Below are 16704 nucleotides of genomic sequence, written 5' to 3'. Positions count from 1 at the left end.
CGCGGCTGCACCGCGCGGCAGGGCAGGGGCGGCCAGCAGGGCGGCGCCGGCGGTCAGCAGAAAACGACGGGTGGTCATGGCGTATCTCCTTCGGAGCGGTTGTGTTGCAGCCAGTTGAGATAGTCGGTCAGGGCTTCCTCCAGGCCGAAGCGGGCGCGGAAACCGAGGTCCTGCAGGGCACGGCTGGTGGACAAAGGCGGGCGGTCATCCGGGCCGTGGAAGTCGATCGTCGCGGCCTCACCTGGCTGGGCCAGGCGCCAATCGATCTTCTGCCGCAGGGCCAGCGCGGCACACCATTCGGCGACGGACCAGATGACGGGGGATGAGAGGTTGTAGACCGGGAAGGCCGGCGCCTCCGCCAGCAGGATCGCGGCCACGCCGTCTGCGATGTCGGGCGCATAGATCCAGTCCCGCGCGCCGGGGCGCGGCAGGATGATGGGAAGGCCCTGGCGCGCCGCCCGCATCACCTGGTGCATCGGGCTGAGCGTGTCGCGCAGCCCGCTGTCACGCTCGAAGCGGCCGAACACACCGCCGAGCCGCGCGGCAAAGACCTGCACGCCACGCAGCGGCCCGGCGCGCAGCAGCAGTCGCTCCGCGGCGAGCTTGGTGATGCCATAGACGGCGCCGGGCTGCGGCAGGCTTGACGCCTCATCCAGCATTCCCTGGGCGGGCGTGGCGGCGCCATAGACGGAGGCGGAGCTGAGGACCACCAGGCGCTGCACGCCCTGCGCCACGGCGGCATCCAGCACGTTCAGCGAACCCATGATGTTGACCGCGGCCGTCGCCGTCGCCGCCTCCCCATCGCAGCCGGCGGCGGTGGTGACGGCGGCGCCATGCACCACGCGATCCGGCTTGGCCTGCGCGAACAGCGCCTGCACGGCGTCAGCATCACGCAGATCCGTGATGTGCCAGGCGACGCGCCGATGCCCCGGCAGCGCTGCGAGTGCCGCGTCCGGTGGCGGGGCATGGCCGACGCCCACCACCTCCTGCCCCTGCGCCAGCAGCGTGGAGACGATGTTCAGGCCGACGAAGCCGGTGGCGCCGGTGACGAGGACCTTCATGGTCAGTAGGCCATCCAGCCACCATCGACCATCAGATTATGGCCGGTGATGTAAGTGGCGTCGTCACTCGCGAGGAACAGCGCGGCGCTGGCGATGTCACCGGGCCGGCCGAGGCGCGGCATCGGTGTGCGCGCCTTCGAATAGTCGAGCGAATCCGAACCTGGCCCCCCGAGAGGCTTGCCCGTCAGGATACGACCGGGGGCCACGGCATTGCAGATGATGTTGTCCTCGGCATAGTCCACCGCGACCTGCCGCGTGATGTAGACGGCGGCCGCCTTGCCGGTGCCATAGGCGATCTTGCCCGGCGCGCAGACCATGCCGTGCTGGGAGGAGATATTGACGATGCGACCGCGCGCATCACCCACTACAGGCTGCGTCAGGAATTGCTGGATCGCGCGCTTGCAGCCGAAGAACACGCCCTTGGCGTTCACCGCCATCACATGGTCCCAATCCGCCTCGCTGGTCTCCAGCAGCTTGGTGCCGCTGCCGAGCGTCGCGGCATTGTTGACGATGACGTCGAGCTTGCCGAATTCCGTGACGGTCTTCGTCACCAGCGCGTCGATATCGTCCCATTTCGAGACGTCGCAGCGGTGGAAGCGCGCCGTGCCGCCGGCCTCCTCGATCAGTTTGCGGGTCGGCGCGCCGCCTTCCTTCACATCCTCCGTCAGGTCGCCGATGGCGACCGTCGCACCCTCCCTCGCGAACAGCATGGATATGGCGCGGCCGATGCCCGATGCGCCGCCGGTGACGACGACAACCTTGTCCTTCAGGCGCATGGTGCATTCCCTCCCTCGTTCAGTCATGCAGATGGGCTGCGCCATGTCCTGGTGATCTGGCACCAGCCCGGATCGGGGCGGTGCGACGGTCGCTTGCGGCGCGGCGCATCGGCATGGAATCCTTGGCGAAGATGGTGGATCTTGGACGCCGCCGGAACACCAGAATAGTCTTGCCACCATTTTCCCGTAAGGATAGCCGGGTCTCTCGGCAGAATGACCTTCGAGGAACGTTTCTGCCCGTTCGGCAGACATTGCCTGCGGCGGGCTGCGCGCATCCTGGGCAGTGATCCTGGTCGGACGGGTCGAATTGGTTCTGACGTGATCGATTTCCTACTTCAACAACCGAGGCTGATGCATGCGCCTGATCGCCAAACCCCTGACCAGCGAGGCCTTCGCCGCATTCGGCGAGGTGTTGAGCGCGCCGCGGGACCCGGGGCGGGTCTATACCGAAGCCGCGTTGTCCAGCCGCCGGACACAGGCCGCCCCCAGCCTGTCCTTCACCTGCAAGGTGCCGAGTCTGCTGCCGTTGCGATCCACCACGATGGAGCGGCACCAATTCTCCTCGCAATCCTTCGTGCCAATGGGCGGCGGGCGCTGGATTGCTGTCGTCGCGCCGCATGGCGCGAATGGCGGGCCGGATATGGCGCGCGCGCAGGCCTTCGTCGCGCAGCCGGACCAGGGCGTCACCTATGGCGCCGATGTCTGGCACCACCCTTTCACCGTCATCGACCAGCCCGGTCGCTTCGCGGTGTTCATGTGGAAGGATGGCACCGCGACGGATGAGGAATTCGTCGAGGTGGCGCCCTTCGAAGTCGAGCTGGAAGGAGATGCGGCATGACCTATCAGGTGAAGCGCGACTACATCGGCTATGGCGCCAATCCGCCTGATCCGAAATGGCCGGGGGGCGCGCGGCTCGCGGTGAATTTCGTCATCAACTACGAGGAAGGCTCCGAGCCTTCCGTGCAGGATGGCGAGGGCTACACGGAAAACGGCCACACCGAATCACACGGCACCACGCCCGTTCCCAAGGGCCGCGACCTGGCGGCGGAAGGCATGTTCGAATATGGCAGCCGCGTCGGCTTCTGGCGGCTGCACCGGCTGTTCCAGGAACGCGGCCTGCCAGTGACGATCTTCGCCTGCGCCCTGGCGCTGGAACGCAACCCGGAAGCGGCGGCGGCCATCCGGGACGCCGGCTACGACATCTGCTGCCATGGCTGGCGCTGGGTGAAGCATTATGAACTGACGGAGGCGGAGGAACGCGAGCATATTGCGCGCGCCGTCACCAGCCTGGAACGCACGCTCGGCCAGAAGCCGGATGGCTGGTATTGCCGCTACGGACCCTCGGTGAATACGCGCCGCCTGGTCACCGAACATGGCGGCTTCCTGTATGACAGCGACTATTACGGCGAGGAACTGCCCTTCTGGGTGACGGTGGAAGGCCAGGGGCGGCTGGTGGTGCCCTATTCGCTGACCAACAATGACGGCAAGTACAATGGCGTGACCGGCAATGCGGACCAGTGGTTCGCCTTCGTGCGCGATGCCTTCGACATGCTGTATGCGGAAGGCGCGCACACGCCGAAGATGATGTCGGTTGGCCTGCATATGCGGCTGATCGGCCACCCGGCCCGCGCGGCCGGCCTGCAGCGCCTGCTGGACTACATGATGCAGCGCCGCGACGTGTGGATCGCGAAGCGCGTGGATATCGCGAAGCACTGGGCGGCGACGCACCCCTACACCGGCAAGGGCCTCAACGAGTAGCGCCCGTCACGCAGCGCGCAAGCGCTGCGCTGCCGGCCGCGCCAGGTATTCCGTGATGCCGACGAACAGCGCGATGCCCACGGCGGCGAAATTGGCGATGCCGGCCGGGTGCATCACCAACACGATGGCCACCGCCAGCAAGCCCATCTTCCAGATCGGCAGCGGGCGCGTCAGGTAACGCTCACCCAGCGCGCCCATGCAGAACACGCCGACCAGGCCGCCCATCACCGCCAGCAGCACCGACAGCACCGGCATTTCGTGCCACAGCACCAGTGCCGGCCAATAGACGAAGATGAACGGCACCAGATAGGCCGCCATGCCGAGCCGCATCGCGGTGAAGCCGGTTTTCATCACCGGCGCATTGGCGATGCCCGCGGCCACATAGGCGGCGAGTGCGACCGGCGGCGTGATGGCCGAAACACCGCCCCAGTAATAGCAGAACAAATGCGCCACCAGCGGCGGCACGCCGAGCTGGATCAGGCTCGGCGCCACCAGCGTCGCGGTGATGATGTAGACCGAGGTGGTGGGCAGGCCGAAGCTGAGGAACAGCGAACAGGCCGCCGCCAGCAGCAGCGCCGGCAGCAGCATGCCCGCGGCGAGGCCGATGATGGATTGCGTGAACAGCAGCCCCACCCCGGTCAGCCCGACGCTGCCGACGATGAAGCCCACCGCGGCGCAGGCAATGGCGGTGGAGATGCTGTTGCGCGCGCCGATCTCCAGCGCCTCCAGAATGTCGCGCAGGCTCATGCGGGAGGAGCGGCGGAGCGAGCTGACCACCACGACGGCGACGATGGAGAAGAAGGCGGCGAACAGCGCCGTATAGCCCATCATCAACATGCCGATCAGCACGAAGATCGGCAGCACCAGATGGCCCTGCTGCAGCAGCACCGCCTTCACCTTCGGCAGGCGGTCCCGCGGCAGACCCTCCATGCCCACCTTGCGGGCGCGCAGATGCACCTGGAGATAGACCGCGCCGTAATACAGCAGCGCCGGCAGCAGCGCCCCGGCGGCCACGGCGGCGTAGGGCATCTGCAGGTATTCGGCCATGATGAAGGCGGAAGCGCCCATCACCGGCGGCAGGAACTGCCCGCCGCAGGACGCCACCGCCTCCACCGCCCCGGCATAGTAGCCGCTGAAGCCGAGCCGCTTCATCAGCGGAATGGTGAAGACGCCGGTGGAGGCGACGTTGGCGGCGGAGGAGCCCTGGATGGTGCCCATCAGCGCGCTCGCCAACACGCCGACCTTGGCAGGTCCCCCGGGGGAATGGCCGGCGGCGGCGAAGGCGATGTTGGTGAAGAAGGTGGTGGTGCCGGATTTCTGCAGGAAGGCACCGAACAGGATGAACAGATAGACGTAGGTGGCAGACACGCCGATGGCGATGCCGAAGACACCCTCCGTCGTCATGTACATCTGGCGGATGACACGGTCATAGGTGAAGCCGCCATGGCCCAGTATGCCCGGCATCCAGGGGCCGACGAACAGGTAGCCCAGGAAGATCGCCGCCAGCACGATCAGGAACATGCCCATGGTGCGCCGCGCCGCTTCCAGGATCATCACGCAGAAGATGCTGCCGACGATGATGTCCGTCTGCGTCGGGAAGCCGCCGCGATCGACGATGTCCTGGTAGGTATAGGCGACATAGAAGGCGGAGGCGCCGCCGAGGATGCTGAATACCAGGTCCATCACGCCAGGCTGGCGGCTTCGCCCCGCCTTCGTGGCTGGGTAGATCAGGAAGCACAGGAACAGCATCAGCGCGACATGCACCGGCCGCTGCTCCATCGCGGGCAGCGGCCGGTAGCCGGCCGTGTAGAAGTGGAACAGGGAGGAACCGATGGCCACCACGGCAAACAGCAGCGCCCAGCGGCCCACCAGCCGGCGTGTCTCGCTGTGGACCTCCGACTGGGCGCTGATGGCGTTGACGTCGATGATGCCCTCGCCTTCCAGCGTCGGGCGCCGCCATTCCGTTTCCCGTTCCTTCCGGGCACCAGGCGTCACAGCCATCCTGTCAGTTCCTCAACCAGCCTGGATTCAGGTACGGCTGGATTCCTGGTAGAAACGCTCGGCGCCCGGATGCAGCGGGAAGGGCAGGCCGTCGCGCGCATTGGCCAGCGTCATGAAATCCGCCAGCGGATGCACCTGAAGCAGGCGCGGCTTGTTGTCGAACATCGTCTTCACCAGCGCATGCGCCACGTCATCCGGCACGCGGTCATGCACCGCCAGCGTGGTCGGCGCGGCGAAGGTCTTGAACGGGCGGTCGCTGCCCGGGACGTGCCGCGCCTCGACCGTGTAGGGATAGTCCAGCCCCTGGGCTGCCATGAAGGCGATGACATCCTCGTCGATGTCGATGATGCGGGCGAAGCCGGTGTCCATCATCTGCTGGACGGAGGATGACCCGGGCGCATCGGGCCAGACCACCGCATCGATCTGGCGGTTGCGGACCTGGTCGATGGTGGCGCCGTGGACGGTGAATTCCGCGCGGATGTCGCGGTAGGTCCAGCCCATATGGCCCATCATGATGCGCCACCAGGCCTCGCCCTGGCTGCCCTGCATGCCGACCGAGACGCGCTTGCCCTTCAGGTCGCGCAGCGTCTTGATCTCCGGTGCCCAGTTCATCGCGAGGAACCATTGCGGGTTCGGATAGACGGTCGCGAGTGAACGCAGCCCCTGGTAGCGGCCACGCGGGCGATTGGCGAAGACGCCTTCGTTCTTGTAGGCGAGCTCGCCGATGCTGCCCGCGAGATAGGCGACCTCCACCTCGCGGTCCGCCAGCAGGTCGAGGTTCTGCACGGTGCCGCCGGTGGCCTGGATGGAGGCGCGGATGCCGGGGACGGTGTCGTTCCAGATGGCGGCGAGACCGCTGCCGAGGCGGTAGTAGTTGCCGCCGGAGCCGGCGGTGGCGATCCGCACGAAGCGGGTCTGCGCGATCGCTGGCGAAGCCAGGCCCGCCAGGGACGCGGCGGCCATCGGAACGGTTGCAGCCAGGCGCACCAGATTCCTGCGATGCATTGCATCCTCCCATTCTTGGTTTGTTGATGCGGAGCGCAGCATGGGCCGGGATGAACGTCAAGTAATCCGGGCGCAACCTATCAAGGCGGCTCGGCAGGGCCGCGGCCCTGGCGGCCTTGTGTCGTCAACCGGCGATTGCTACATCGCCCTTCGACGATACTGAGGGTCCCGCAGGATGAGCACGCTTGCCGACCCATCCTTGATGCCCGCCGCGGAGGCGGACGCCATCGCCGCGGTCGCCAAGGCGCTGGCGCATCCGGCGCGGGTGCGGATCATCGGCTTCCTGCTGTCACGGCCGGGATGCATCGGCGGTGATATCGTGGGCGAGGTCGGCCTCGCCCAATCCACCGTCTCCGAGCATCTGCGCATCCTCAAGGCCTCGGGGCTGGTGGTCGGCACCATCGAGCATCCGCGCATCTGCTACGCGCTCGACCCCGCCGCGCTGGCCCCGTTGCAGGGCCTTATCGGCGCGATCGCGTCGCGTGGGCCGGAGCATGGGGATGCGGGCTGCTACACGCCGGCAGGGATGACGAAATAGATGTCCGCATTTGAACGCTACCTCTCGATCTGGGTCGCGCTGGCCATCCTCGCCGGCGTGGTGCTCGGCCAGGCCGCACCTGGGCTTGTCGGCGTTCTGGCCGGGCTGGAATACGGCTCGGTCAATTTCGTCGTCGCCGTGCTGATCTGGTTCATGGTCTATCCGATGATGGTGGCGGTGGATTTCCGCGCCCTCGCCCGGGTGCATGAGCGGCCGAAGGGAATGATCATCACGCTGGTGGTGAACTGGCTGATCAAGCCCTTCACCATGGCGGCCCTCGGCCTGCTGTTCTTCGAGGTTATCTTCGCACCCTTCATCGAGCCGGGAACCGCCGGGCAGTACATTGCCGGCATGATCCTGCTGGGCACGGCGCCCTGCACGGCGATGGTGTTCGTCTGGTCGCAGATGACGAAGGGCGATCCGAACTACACGCTGGCGCAGGTCTCGCTGAATGATGCGGTGATGGTGTTTGCCTACGCACCCATCGTGGCGCTGCTGCTGGGGGTGACCGACATTGTGGTGCCGTGGGAAACGCTGGTGCTGTCGGTTGTGCTCTATGTCGTGATCCCGCTGGCGGCGGGGGTGCTGACGCGGGTGCAGATGACGCGCGGCGCCGCCGATCCTGCCGAGGCGGAGGCGCTGGTTGGCGGCTTCACCGCCCGGATCAAGCCGTTCTCCGTGGTGGGGCTGCTGGCGACGGTGGCGCTGCTATTCGCCTTCCAGGGCGAGGTGATCCTGCGCCAGCCGCTGGTGATCGCGATGATTGCCGTGCCGCTGCTGATCCAGTCCTACGGCATGTTCGCGGTGGCCTATTGGGCGGCCAAGGCGTGGCGCGTGCCGCACAAGGTGGCCGCCCCCTGCGCCATGATCGGCACCTCCAACTTCTTCGAACTGGCGGTGGCGGTGGCGATCGGGTTGTTCGGGCTGAACTCGATCGCGGCGCTGGTCACCGTGGTGGGCGTGCTGGTGGAAGTGCCGGTGATGCTGTCGCTGGTCTGGTTCGCCAACCGCACCACCCACTGGTTTCCGGCGGAGGAGGTGCGCGCCGCCGGTCACGCCCCGGTTCGGTCTCGATAGGCCAGAAGCCGCAGGGCGTTCGCCACCACCAGCAGCGTCGATCCCTCGTGGAACACCACCGCGGCGCCGAGTTGCAGGCCGGATAGCGTGGCTGGCACCAGCACCGCCACCATGCCCAGGCTGATCCACAGATTCTGCCGGATGATGCGGTTGGTGGCCCGGCTCAGCCCGATGACGAAGGGCAGGTGCGTCAGGTCATCGCCCATCAGCGCCACATCGGCGGTCTCCAGCGCCACCGCGGACCCCGCTGCACCCATGGCGATGCCGACCGTCGCATGGGCCATGGCGGGCGCATCGTTCACGCCATCGCCCACCATGGCGACCTCCTGTTCCGCCCGGAAGCGCTGGATGGCGGCGACCTTGTCCTCCGGCATCAGGTCGCCCCAGGCCTCATCCAGCCCGACCTGCTGCGCCACCGCCTGCGCCACGCGGCTGTTGTCGCCGGACATCATGACCATGTGGGAGATGCCGAGCTGGCGCAGGCGCCGGATCACCCCGGCGGCGGCTTCGCGCGGCGTGTCCATCAGGCCGATGGCGCCGAGGTAGTCCTCGCCCCGCCGCACCACCATGATGGTACGGCCCTGCGCCTCCAGCTCCGCGATGGCGGCCTGGACCGCGGCCGGTATCGGCGGCCCCTCGATTTCCGCGAACAGCGCGGCCTTGCCGACAAAGACAGGCGCCTCGCCAATCCGCGCCGCCAGGCCGCGTCCGATGAGGCTTCGCACATCGTCAGCCGCCGGCACCGTCACCGCCGCCCCGAGCCTGGCATGCCCGTCGCGGACGACGGCCGCGGCGAGCGGGTGGTCGCTGAGCGTCTCGACGGCGATGGCGACCGCCAGCAGATCCCGTTCATCGACGCCCGGCGCGGGCAGCACATCCGTCATGCGCGGCTTGCCGATGGTCAGCGTGCCCGTCTTGTCGAAGGCGATGGCGCCCAGCTTGCCGAGGCTCTCCAGCGGCCCGCCACCCTTCACCAGCACGCCGCCGCGCGCGGCGCGTGCGATGCCGGACAGCACCGCGCTCGGCGTCGAGATCGCCAGCGCGCAGGGGCTGGCGGCGACCAGCACCGCCATGGCGCGGTAGAAGCTCGCGCCGAAGCTTTCGTCGATGATGACCCAGGCAAACAGCAGCAGGAAAACCGCGACCAGGACGATCGGCACGAAGATGCGCTCGAACCGGTCGGTGAAGCGCTGCGTCGGGGATTTCTGCGCCTCGGCCTCATTCACCATGCGCACGAGCCGCGCGAGCGAGGTATCCGCCGCCAGCCGGGTGACCTGCATCTCCAGCGCGCCGGTGCCGTTGATGGTGCCGGCATAGACGCGGTTCTCCGCCGGAACAGCCTCCGGCCGCGCTGCGGCGCGGGCGGCATCGGCCACCGCGCGCTTGTCCACGGGCACGCTTTCCCCGGTGATCGGCGCCTGGTCGACGCTGCTTTCGCCGAGCGTCACGAAGCCATCGGCCGGAATGCGCGTATTCGGCCGCAGGATAACCGTGTCACCGATCAGCAGTTCGGCAACGGGCACCCTCTGGGTCACACCGTCGCGGCGGCGTTCGGCGTTGGGGGGCGCGAGGTCGGCCAGCGCCTCGATCGCGCGCCGGGCGCGCCCCATGGCGTAATGCTCGAGCGCATGGCCGATGCTGAACAGGAACAGCAGCAGCGCGCCCTCGGCCCATTTGTCGAGCGCGGCCGCGCCGGCGGCGGCGACCAGCATCAGCGTGTCGATCTCGAAGCGGCCGAGGCGCAGGCTGTCCATCGCCTGTCGCAGCGCGAAATAGCCGCCGAAGCCATAGGCACCGAGATACAGCGCGAGCGGCAGCCAGGCCGGCGCGGCGGGCAGCCAGGAGGCCAGGAAGCCGGCCAGCAACAGCGCGCCGCCGAGCAGCGCGAAAATCAGCTCCGAATTGGCGCCGAAGGGGCCGGGATGGGTGTGCGTGTGCTCGTGCGTTTGCCCGTGCGCGTCATCGTGGGCAGGCGCGGGCGTGTCGGCCGGTGCCGAGACGCCCATGCCGCCCAGCGCGCGCCGCAGCGCTTCCTCCGAGGTGAGCGTGCGGTCGAACTCGATCCGCACCGGGCCGCCCGGCGAGGCATTGGCCTCCAGCACACCCGGAAGCCGGGACAGCAGGCCGGTGACGGTGCGGGCGCGGCGGGCATTCGGCAGGCCCTGCACATCCCACAGCACATGGCCGAAGCGTTGCGTCACATCGGCGCCGACGCTGCGGGCGATCTCCCGCACCCGGGCCAGGTGCGCCACGGCCGGGTCGTAGTGGATACACAGTTGGGCGGCCTGCCCGCCCACCGCCGGAATCACATGGGCCTGGTCAATCCCGTCATGGCCCACCAGCAGGCTGACCAGGCGCCCGACGCAGGCATCGGCTTCCCCGGCCACATCAGGCAGGAGAATCCCGAGGTCGAGCCGCAGGCGCTGCGGCTGCATCCGGCTCATCGGCATGCGACCTTTGCGCGCCGCACCGCCTGGTACGTCACGCCGCGATCCAGCGCGCGATATCGGCGGCCTTCGGCAAGCCACCGGCATGCACAACCTTGCCATCCACCACCAGGCCGGGGGTGGAGGCGATGCCGTAGCCGGCGATCTCGGCGTAGTCCGTCACCTTCTCGATGGTCACCTCCACGCCGGCCTGGGCCGCCGCATCCCGCACCATCTGCACCGCCGCATCGCAGCGCTTGCAGCCCGGGCCGAGGACCTTGACGTTCTTCATGATCGGTTTCCTTCAGGCGAAAAGCAGGTTGAACAGGAAGCCCACGACCAGGATGCCGCTGGCGACGACGCCGACGAAGACGGCGATCAGCTTCACCGACAGCACCTTGCGCAGGATGATCATCTCCGGCAGCGACAGCGCGATGACGGACATCATGAAGGCCAGCACGGTGCCGAGCGCAGCACCCTTGCCGAGCAGCGCATCGACCACCGGAATGATGCCCGCCGCGTTGGAGTACATCGGCACGCCCACGATGACGGCGGCCGGCACCGACCACCATGCGTCCTTGCCCATGATGGAAGCGAGCAATTCCTCCGGCGCATAGCCATGGATCAGCGCGCCCATGGCGATGCCTGCCACGATCCAATACCAGACGCGGCCGACGATTTCCTTCACCGAATCGAGGCCGGCGCGGATGCGGTCGGGCCAGGTTACGTTCACGTCCGGCAACTCCGCGGTGCCGGCATGGATCTTCAGCACCCAGGGTTCCAGCCAGGATTCCAGCCGCAGCTTGCCGATCACCCAGCCGGCCACGATGGCGATGCCGAGGCCAAGGACCAGATAGGTCAGCGCCACCTTCCAGCCGAGCATCGCAAACAACAGCCCGAGCGCCACCTCATTCACCATCGGCGCCGCGATCAGGAAGGAGAACGTCACGCCCAGCGGCACGCCGGCGGAGACGAAGCCGATGAACAGCGGCACCGCGGAGCAGGAGCAGAAGGGCGTGACGATGCCGAGCGATGCGGCCATGGCATTGCCCACACCCTCGCGCCGCCCAGCCAGCAGGGCGCGCGTGCGCTCCGGCGAGAAGAAGGACCGCACCACGCCCATGGCGAAGACCACCAGCGTCAGCAGCAGCAGCACCTTGGGCGTGTCATACAGGAAGAAGGTGATCGCCTGGCCGAGATGGCTCGCCGGATCCACCGGCAGCAGCGACACCGCCCATTCGGAGAACGGCACCAGCTGGCTGTAGAGCGCAGCCCAGACCAGCAGGCCAGCCAGGGTGCCGCCCAGCCAGGGCAGTGGCGAGGGGGGAGGCAGGGTGGTGACGCTCATGCGGCGAGGCTTTCCGTGTGCGGGGGAAGTTCGAGCGCGGCCCGGACCAGGCGCTGGACCGGCGCGGGCATGGCGGGGTTGAGGCGGTAGCGAACCCATTGCGCATCGCGCCGGTCCACCACCAGGCCGGCCTGGCGCAGCGCCAGCATGTGGCGGGACATGCGGGACTGGCTTGCGCCGAGCAGCGCCATCAGCTCGCAGACACAATGCTCGCGCCCATCGTTCAGATGGCGCAGCGCCGCGAGGCGGGTGGGTTCGGCCAGGGCGGCCAGCAGGGTCACGGGGTCGTGCATGGGCGTTATTCATGCGCCTATTCGAATATGCGCCCAGACGCATTTATCGTATGGCGGCCATGCGTCCGGCGCCTCCAGGCGCGCATGAGGGCAGGCAGTGCATGTCCAACCGGCTGGCTCGGTCGTTATTGACAATGCGAATGATTCGCATTTGCATGACGTCGATTTCATCGGGGGTCACCGCACATGCCGCGCACGCCATGCATCGCCGTCTTTCGTCCCTGGGGCTGGCGAGCCCTTCTGCTCGCCTCCGCTGCCCTCCTCTCCGCCATCCCCGCGCAGGCGCAGGACCCCGCGCCCACCGCGCAGGATGCGGTGCGCCTGCCGCCGCTGACCCTGCTGCCGCCGGTCAACACCACCGGCCTGCGCAATGCGCGCCGCCTGATGGACACGCACGCGACGGTCGATGTCATCCCCGGCGCCGATCTGGACCGGCAGATGGTCCGCAATGCGGAGGATGTGTTCCGCTACACCCCCGGCATCACCGTGAACCGCCAGACCACCGGCACGGACCCCTTCGCCAGCCTCGGCGGCATCACCGTGCGCGGTGTCGGCGGCAACCGCGTGCTGACCGTGGTGGATGGCTTCCGCACCATCGAACGCATCACCGACAATACGCGCGACGTGGTCGATCCCTGGAACCTGAGCCGGGTGGAGGTTGTGCGCGGCCCGGGTTCGGTCCTTTACGGCTCGGATGCGCTGGGTGGCGTGGTGAACTACATCACGCGCAATCCCTCGGACTTCATCCAGCCCGGCCAGGTCTGGGGCGGCGAGGCGAGCACCAGCTTCGGCTCCGTCGACAACAGCCTGCAAAGCCGACTGACCGTCGCGGCGCGGGCCGAGGAGTTCTCGGCCATGTTCTCCTACCAGCGGCGTGACGCCAACGAGCCCTCGCGCAACAACTCCCGCTCGCCGGACGGCATCTGGAACTGCACCCGCAACCTCGCCTTCGGCGCCACGCCCTGCAACCGATTCAACCCCAGCGACATCGCCGCCGACAACTACTTCGCCCGCGTGGTCTGGGACCCGCTGCCGAATTTCCGCATGCGCTTCACCGCGGATGTGCTGCAGCGCGCGACGGATGTGGACCAGCGCTACGACCTCGGCCCGACCTCGGCCACCAGCGGCATCACCAACCTCGACTACCAGCGCCGCCAGGCGATCCAGCGCGGCCTGTTCTCGACCGATGCGGAGTGGCGGCCCGAGTATGGCTGGCTCGACAGCGTGCGCGTCATGGCCGGCTATTCGCCGCAGGAGATCGAGCGGACAGGCACGCGGCTGCGGCAGATCGCCAATGGCCAGCGCACCAGCACCTATGATCGCCTGACCTATTCCGAGAATGTACTGCAGGGCGAAATCCAGCTCGGCTCCAGCTTCAACCTGCTCGGCGCGCGCCATGTGCTGACCTATGGCGTGTCCGGCAGCACGACGGAAACGGATTACGAGCGCGAGGACATCGCCACCAACCTGACCACCGGCGTGCGCACGGTGACGCGCGCCGGCGGCTTCAACTTCGCCAGTGCGGATACGCGCCGCCTCGATGGCTTCGTGCAGGATGAGATCACGCTGTTCGGCGGCCGGCTGACCCTGGTGCCGGGAATGCGCTATTCCACCACGCGCATCTCGCCGCGCCCGGATGGCGACTACAAGCCGGTGGCGGGGGCGGAGCCGCGGAACCAGGATGACAGCAACCTCTCGCTCGGCCTCGGCGCGATCTGGCGGCTGGATGAGGTGTTCTCGCTCTATGCGAATTACGGCGAGGGCTTCAAGCAGCCGACCGCGGAACAACTCTATACCTCGCTGCCCGGGACCACCTTCAACCTGGTGCCGAATTCCAGCCTGCGGCCAGAGGAGGTGACGAGCGTGGAGGGCGGCATCCGCATGCAGCTGCCCAACGCCTATGCCAGCCTCGGCGTGTTCCGCGCCGACTACACCGATTTCATCCAGAGCTTCGTCAGCATCCCCGGCACCATCGACATCACCTACCAGAACCTCAGCGAGGTGACGGTGCAGGGTGTCGAATTCGCCGGCGGCTGGCGCTTCGCGCGGGAGTGGACGCTGAACGGCGCGGCTTCCTGGCAGGAAGGCCGGCAGCGCGCCACGCCGGGTGCGGCGCGCACCGCATTCGACGGCGCCAGGCCGCTGACCGCGACCGCCGGCGTGACCTATGAGAACCGGGATCTGCGCACCAGCGTGACGCTGAACGGCACCTATGCGGCGGAGGTGACGCAGGCCAGTTCCTCGCAGCTCTATATGCCGAAATCCTATCAGGTCTTCGACCTGCTGGCCTCGTGGCGGCCGCTGCCGAATGTCGAGCTGAATGGCGGCATCCTGAACCTGCTGGATACGCGCTACCTGCCGCTGGCGCCGGGCGGCACCAGCTACAACCGATCCGAATTCGCCACCGATGCGACCAAGGCTGCCAACCCGATCGAGTTGCAGGTGGCGCCGGGCCGCAATTTCCGGGTGGGCGCGCGCATCACCTTCTGATTTCGTGCCTCACGGTGCCGCGGCGTCGCGGCACCACCATGCGTCGTCGCCATAGCCGTAGCGCGGTGGCTGCGGCGGCGACGTGAAGCGGGCAGATACCGCCAGGCGGCGCATCGGGTTGTAATGGGATGGCACCACCAGCCATTGCCATTGCAGTGCGCGGTCCAGCACGCGGGCCGTGGTCTGCAAGGCGGCGCGGTCCGGCGCCGCCACCAGCCGGTCCAGCAGCGCATCCAGCGCCGGGTCCGCCAGGCCGCCCAGGTTGCCGCTGCCGGGCCGTTCCGCGGCCTCGGAGGACCACAGATTGCGCTGCTCCGCACCCGGCCAGTCGGGCGGGATGGTGAAGCGGTAGGCGAGGTCGAAATCCCGCGCGCGGGTGCGTTGCGCGAAGGTGGAGGCGTCCAGCATCTCGAAGCGCGGCGTGATGCCGATGCGGCGCAGCGCGCGGAACCAGACGGTGATCATCGGCTGCTGCGCGTTGCTCTGCGCCAGGACGGACAGGCTGAAGACCTCGCCGGTTTCCTTGTGCACCAGCTTGCCGTCAGCTTCCCGCGGCGCCCAGCCGGCGGCATCGAGCAAGGCGAGGGCGCGTTCCAGCGTGGCTCGGTTGCGGCCGCTGCCATCGCTGACCGGCGGCTGCCAGGCGCGGTGGAAGGCCTCGGGCGGGAACAGGCCGGGGAATTGCGCCATCAGCGCGCGCTCCGCCGCATCCGGGGCATCCGTCGCCGCCATTTCCGAATTCTCGAAGAAGCTGGCGGTGCGGCGATACACGCCATGGAACAGCGCGGCATTGGCCCATTCGAAATCCAGCAGCAGGGCCAACGCCTCCCGCACCCTGGCGTCGGCGAAGCGGGCGCGGCGCAGGTTGAAGGCGAAGCCGTTCATGCCGGTGATGTACCAATGCGGCTGCTCGATGCGCTGGATGCGGCCCTCGCGCACCGCCGGCGTGTCGTAGCCCACGGCCCAGCGGCGCGAATCATTCTCCACCATCCAGTCGGCGCGGCCAGCGAGGAGCGATTCGAAGGCGGCGATGCGGTCGCGGTGGTAGGTCATCTCGATACGGTCGAAATTCCAGCGGCCGCGCGCCGTGGGCAGGTCGCGTGCCCACCAGTCCCGGTTGCGCTCGAACACCACGCGTCGGCCGGGTTCCACCTCCACCACCCGATAGGGGCCGCTGCCGAGCGGCAGGTCCATGGTCAGCGCGCCGAAATCGCGGCCCTGCCAGTGATGGCGCGGAAGGATCTGCACGGCGCCGAGGCGCAGCACCATGCGGGCCAGGTCGCCTTCGGGCAGGCGGAAGCGCACCACATGCGCGGATTCCGCCACCGCCTCCACATGCTCGAACAGCGCGCGGTGATGCGGCCTTCCCTCCCGGCCCAGGATCTGCGCGGTGAAGACCACATCCTCCGCGGTCAGTGGCGCGCCATCCGTGAAACGCGCTTCCGGCCGCAGGGTGAAGCGCACCACCCGCGCCGTCGCGTCGATCTCGAAGCGCTCGGCCAGATGGCCATAGGCGGCCCCGGTTTCGTCCGGATTCTCCATCAGCAGCGAATCATAGACCCAGTTCCACACCCCCATCACCATGCGGCCGCGCAGCGTGAAGGGGTTCAGCGTGTCGAAGGTGCCGGGCTGCACCATGCGGATGGTGCAGCCCTTCGGTGCCGCCGGGTTCACATGCGGGAAATGCGCGAAGCCGGGCGGCAGGGCAGGGGGGCCATGTGCGGCCAGCGCATCGGTCCGGGCGGGTTGCGCCACAGCCGCGCTGAAAAGCAGCGGCAGGGCGGCGAGGGCATATATGCAATTGAGAGGCATTCGCATATAACAGATGCAACGCCGCCCAAGGGCAAGATGCATCTGCACCGCTACATCCTCCGTCGCCTGCTGCTGCTGCCGCCGACGCTGCTGGCCATCGTCGCGCTGAACTTCGCGGT

At 68.0% G+C, this 16704-nt stretch carries 15 protein-coding genes; 6 read left to right on the top strand and 9 right to left on the bottom strand.

Annotated features, from left to right (window positions below):
* Positions 1-74: 74 nt before the first annotated feature.
* Both Q8S40_RS07100 and Q8S40_RS07095 read right to left on the bottom strand, forming a co-directional pair.
* Positions 75-1061 (bottom strand): NAD(P)-dependent oxidoreductase, encoded by a 987-nt coding sequence (locus tag Q8S40_RS07100; protein WP_305669822.1) that lies wholly within the window; start codon positions 1059-1061, stop codon positions 75-77.
* A gap of 2 nt (positions 1062-1063) precedes the next feature.
* Entirely contained in the window at positions 1064-1837 is a 774-nt protein-coding gene (locus Q8S40_RS07095) for an SDR family NAD(P)-dependent oxidoreductase (protein WP_305669821.1), read from the bottom strand.
* A 355-nt stretch (positions 1838-2192) separates the two neighbouring features.
* Between Q8S40_RS07095 and Q8S40_RS07090 the strand changes: the two genes are divergently transcribed.
* The gene (locus Q8S40_RS07090; protein ID WP_305669820.1) at positions 2193-2675 is read left to right on the top strand and encodes an ureidoglycolate lyase; all 483 of its coding nucleotides are present in this window, start codon (positions 2193-2195) and stop codon (positions 2673-2675) included.
* Positions 2672-3595 (top strand): polysaccharide deacetylase family protein, encoded by a 924-nt coding sequence (locus Q8S40_RS07085; RefSeq protein WP_305669819.1) that lies wholly within the window; start codon positions 2672-2674, stop codon positions 3593-3595. The genes Q8S40_RS07090 and Q8S40_RS07085 overlap by 4 nt, the downstream gene beginning before the upstream one ends.
* A 6-nt stretch (positions 3596-3601) precedes the next feature.
* Here Q8S40_RS07085 and Q8S40_RS07080 read toward each other — a convergent pair whose 3' ends face one another.
* The gene (locus Q8S40_RS07080; RefSeq protein ID WP_304813484.1) at positions 3602-5596 is read right to left on the bottom strand and encodes a TRAP transporter permease; all 1995 of its coding nucleotides are present in this window, start codon (positions 5594-5596) and stop codon (positions 3602-3604) included.
* 27 nt (positions 5597-5623) lie between these two features.
* Complete coding sequence (locus tag Q8S40_RS07075; protein WP_304813485.1) at positions 5624-6601, bottom strand: TAXI family TRAP transporter solute-binding subunit; 978 nt, start codon at positions 6599-6601, stop codon at positions 5624-5626.
* A gap of 175 nt (positions 6602-6776) precedes the next feature.
* Here Q8S40_RS07075 and Q8S40_RS07070 point away from each other — a divergent pair, with 175 nt between their 5' ends.
* The gene (locus Q8S40_RS07070) at positions 6777-7139 is read left to right on the top strand and encodes a helix-turn-helix transcriptional regulator (RefSeq protein ID WP_304813486.1); all 363 of its coding nucleotides are present in this window, start codon (positions 6777-6779) and stop codon (positions 7137-7139) included.
* Positions 7140-8216, top strand: coding sequence for an ACR3 family arsenite efflux transporter (gene arsB, locus Q8S40_RS07065; protein ID WP_305669818.1), 1077 nt, complete (start codon positions 7140-7142; stop codon positions 8214-8216). It begins immediately after the preceding gene.
* Here arsB and Q8S40_RS07060 read toward each other — a convergent pair.
* The 4 genes from Q8S40_RS07060 to Q8S40_RS07045 are packed head-to-tail and all read right to left on the bottom strand — an operon-like array spanning position 8192 to position 12283.
* Positions 8192-10660, bottom strand: a complete 2469-nt coding sequence (locus tag Q8S40_RS07060) for a heavy metal translocating P-type ATPase (protein ID WP_305669817.1) — start codon at positions 10658-10660, stop codon at positions 8192-8194. The two genes, arsB and Q8S40_RS07060, sit on opposite strands and share 25 nt — an antisense overlap.
* 37 nt (positions 10661-10697) lie before the next feature.
* Complete coding sequence (locus Q8S40_RS07055) at positions 10698-10934, bottom strand: thioredoxin family protein (protein WP_304813490.1); 237 nt, start codon at positions 10932-10934, stop codon at positions 10698-10700.
* A gap of 12 nt (positions 10935-10946) precedes the next feature.
* Positions 10947-11990, bottom strand: coding sequence for a permease (locus tag Q8S40_RS07050; RefSeq protein WP_305669816.1), 1044 nt, complete (start codon positions 11988-11990; stop codon positions 10947-10949).
* Positions 11987-12283, bottom strand: a complete 297-nt coding sequence (locus Q8S40_RS07045) for a metalloregulator ArsR/SmtB family transcription factor (RefSeq protein WP_305669815.1) — start codon at positions 12281-12283, stop codon at positions 11987-11989. Before Q8S40_RS07045 ends, Q8S40_RS07050 begins: the two co-directional genes overlap by 4 nt.
* Before the next feature lie 186 nt (positions 12284-12469).
* Between Q8S40_RS07045 and Q8S40_RS07040 the strand changes: the two genes are divergently transcribed.
* Positions 12470-14773, top strand: a complete 2304-nt coding sequence (locus tag Q8S40_RS07040) for a TonB-dependent hemoglobin/transferrin/lactoferrin family receptor (RefSeq protein ID WP_305669814.1) — start codon at positions 12470-12472, stop codon at positions 14771-14773.
* A 9-nt stretch (positions 14774-14782) separates the two neighbouring features.
* On the opposite strand, the gene Q8S40_RS07035 is transcribed toward Q8S40_RS07040, so the two are convergent.
* The gene (locus Q8S40_RS07035) at positions 14783-16447 is read right to left on the bottom strand and encodes an extracellular solute-binding protein (protein ID WP_305669813.1); all 1665 of its coding nucleotides are present in this window, start codon (positions 16445-16447) and stop codon (positions 14783-14785) included.
* A gap of 9 nt (positions 16448-16456) precedes the next feature.
* Between Q8S40_RS07035 and Q8S40_RS07030 the strand changes: the two genes are divergently transcribed.
* Positions 16457-16704 (top strand): hypothetical protein (locus Q8S40_RS07030; RefSeq protein ID WP_305669812.1); only part of this gene is annotated, 248 nt, incomplete at its 3' end.

The sequence above is a fragment of the Falsiroseomonas sp. genome (assembly GCF_030695085.1).
Classification (GTDB): Bacteria; Pseudomonadota; Alphaproteobacteria; order Acetobacterales; family Acetobacteraceae; genus Falsiroseomonas.
The sequence above is the reverse complement of the archived record's forward strand: the minus strand, read 5'-3'. Positions and strand labels throughout refer to the sequence as shown.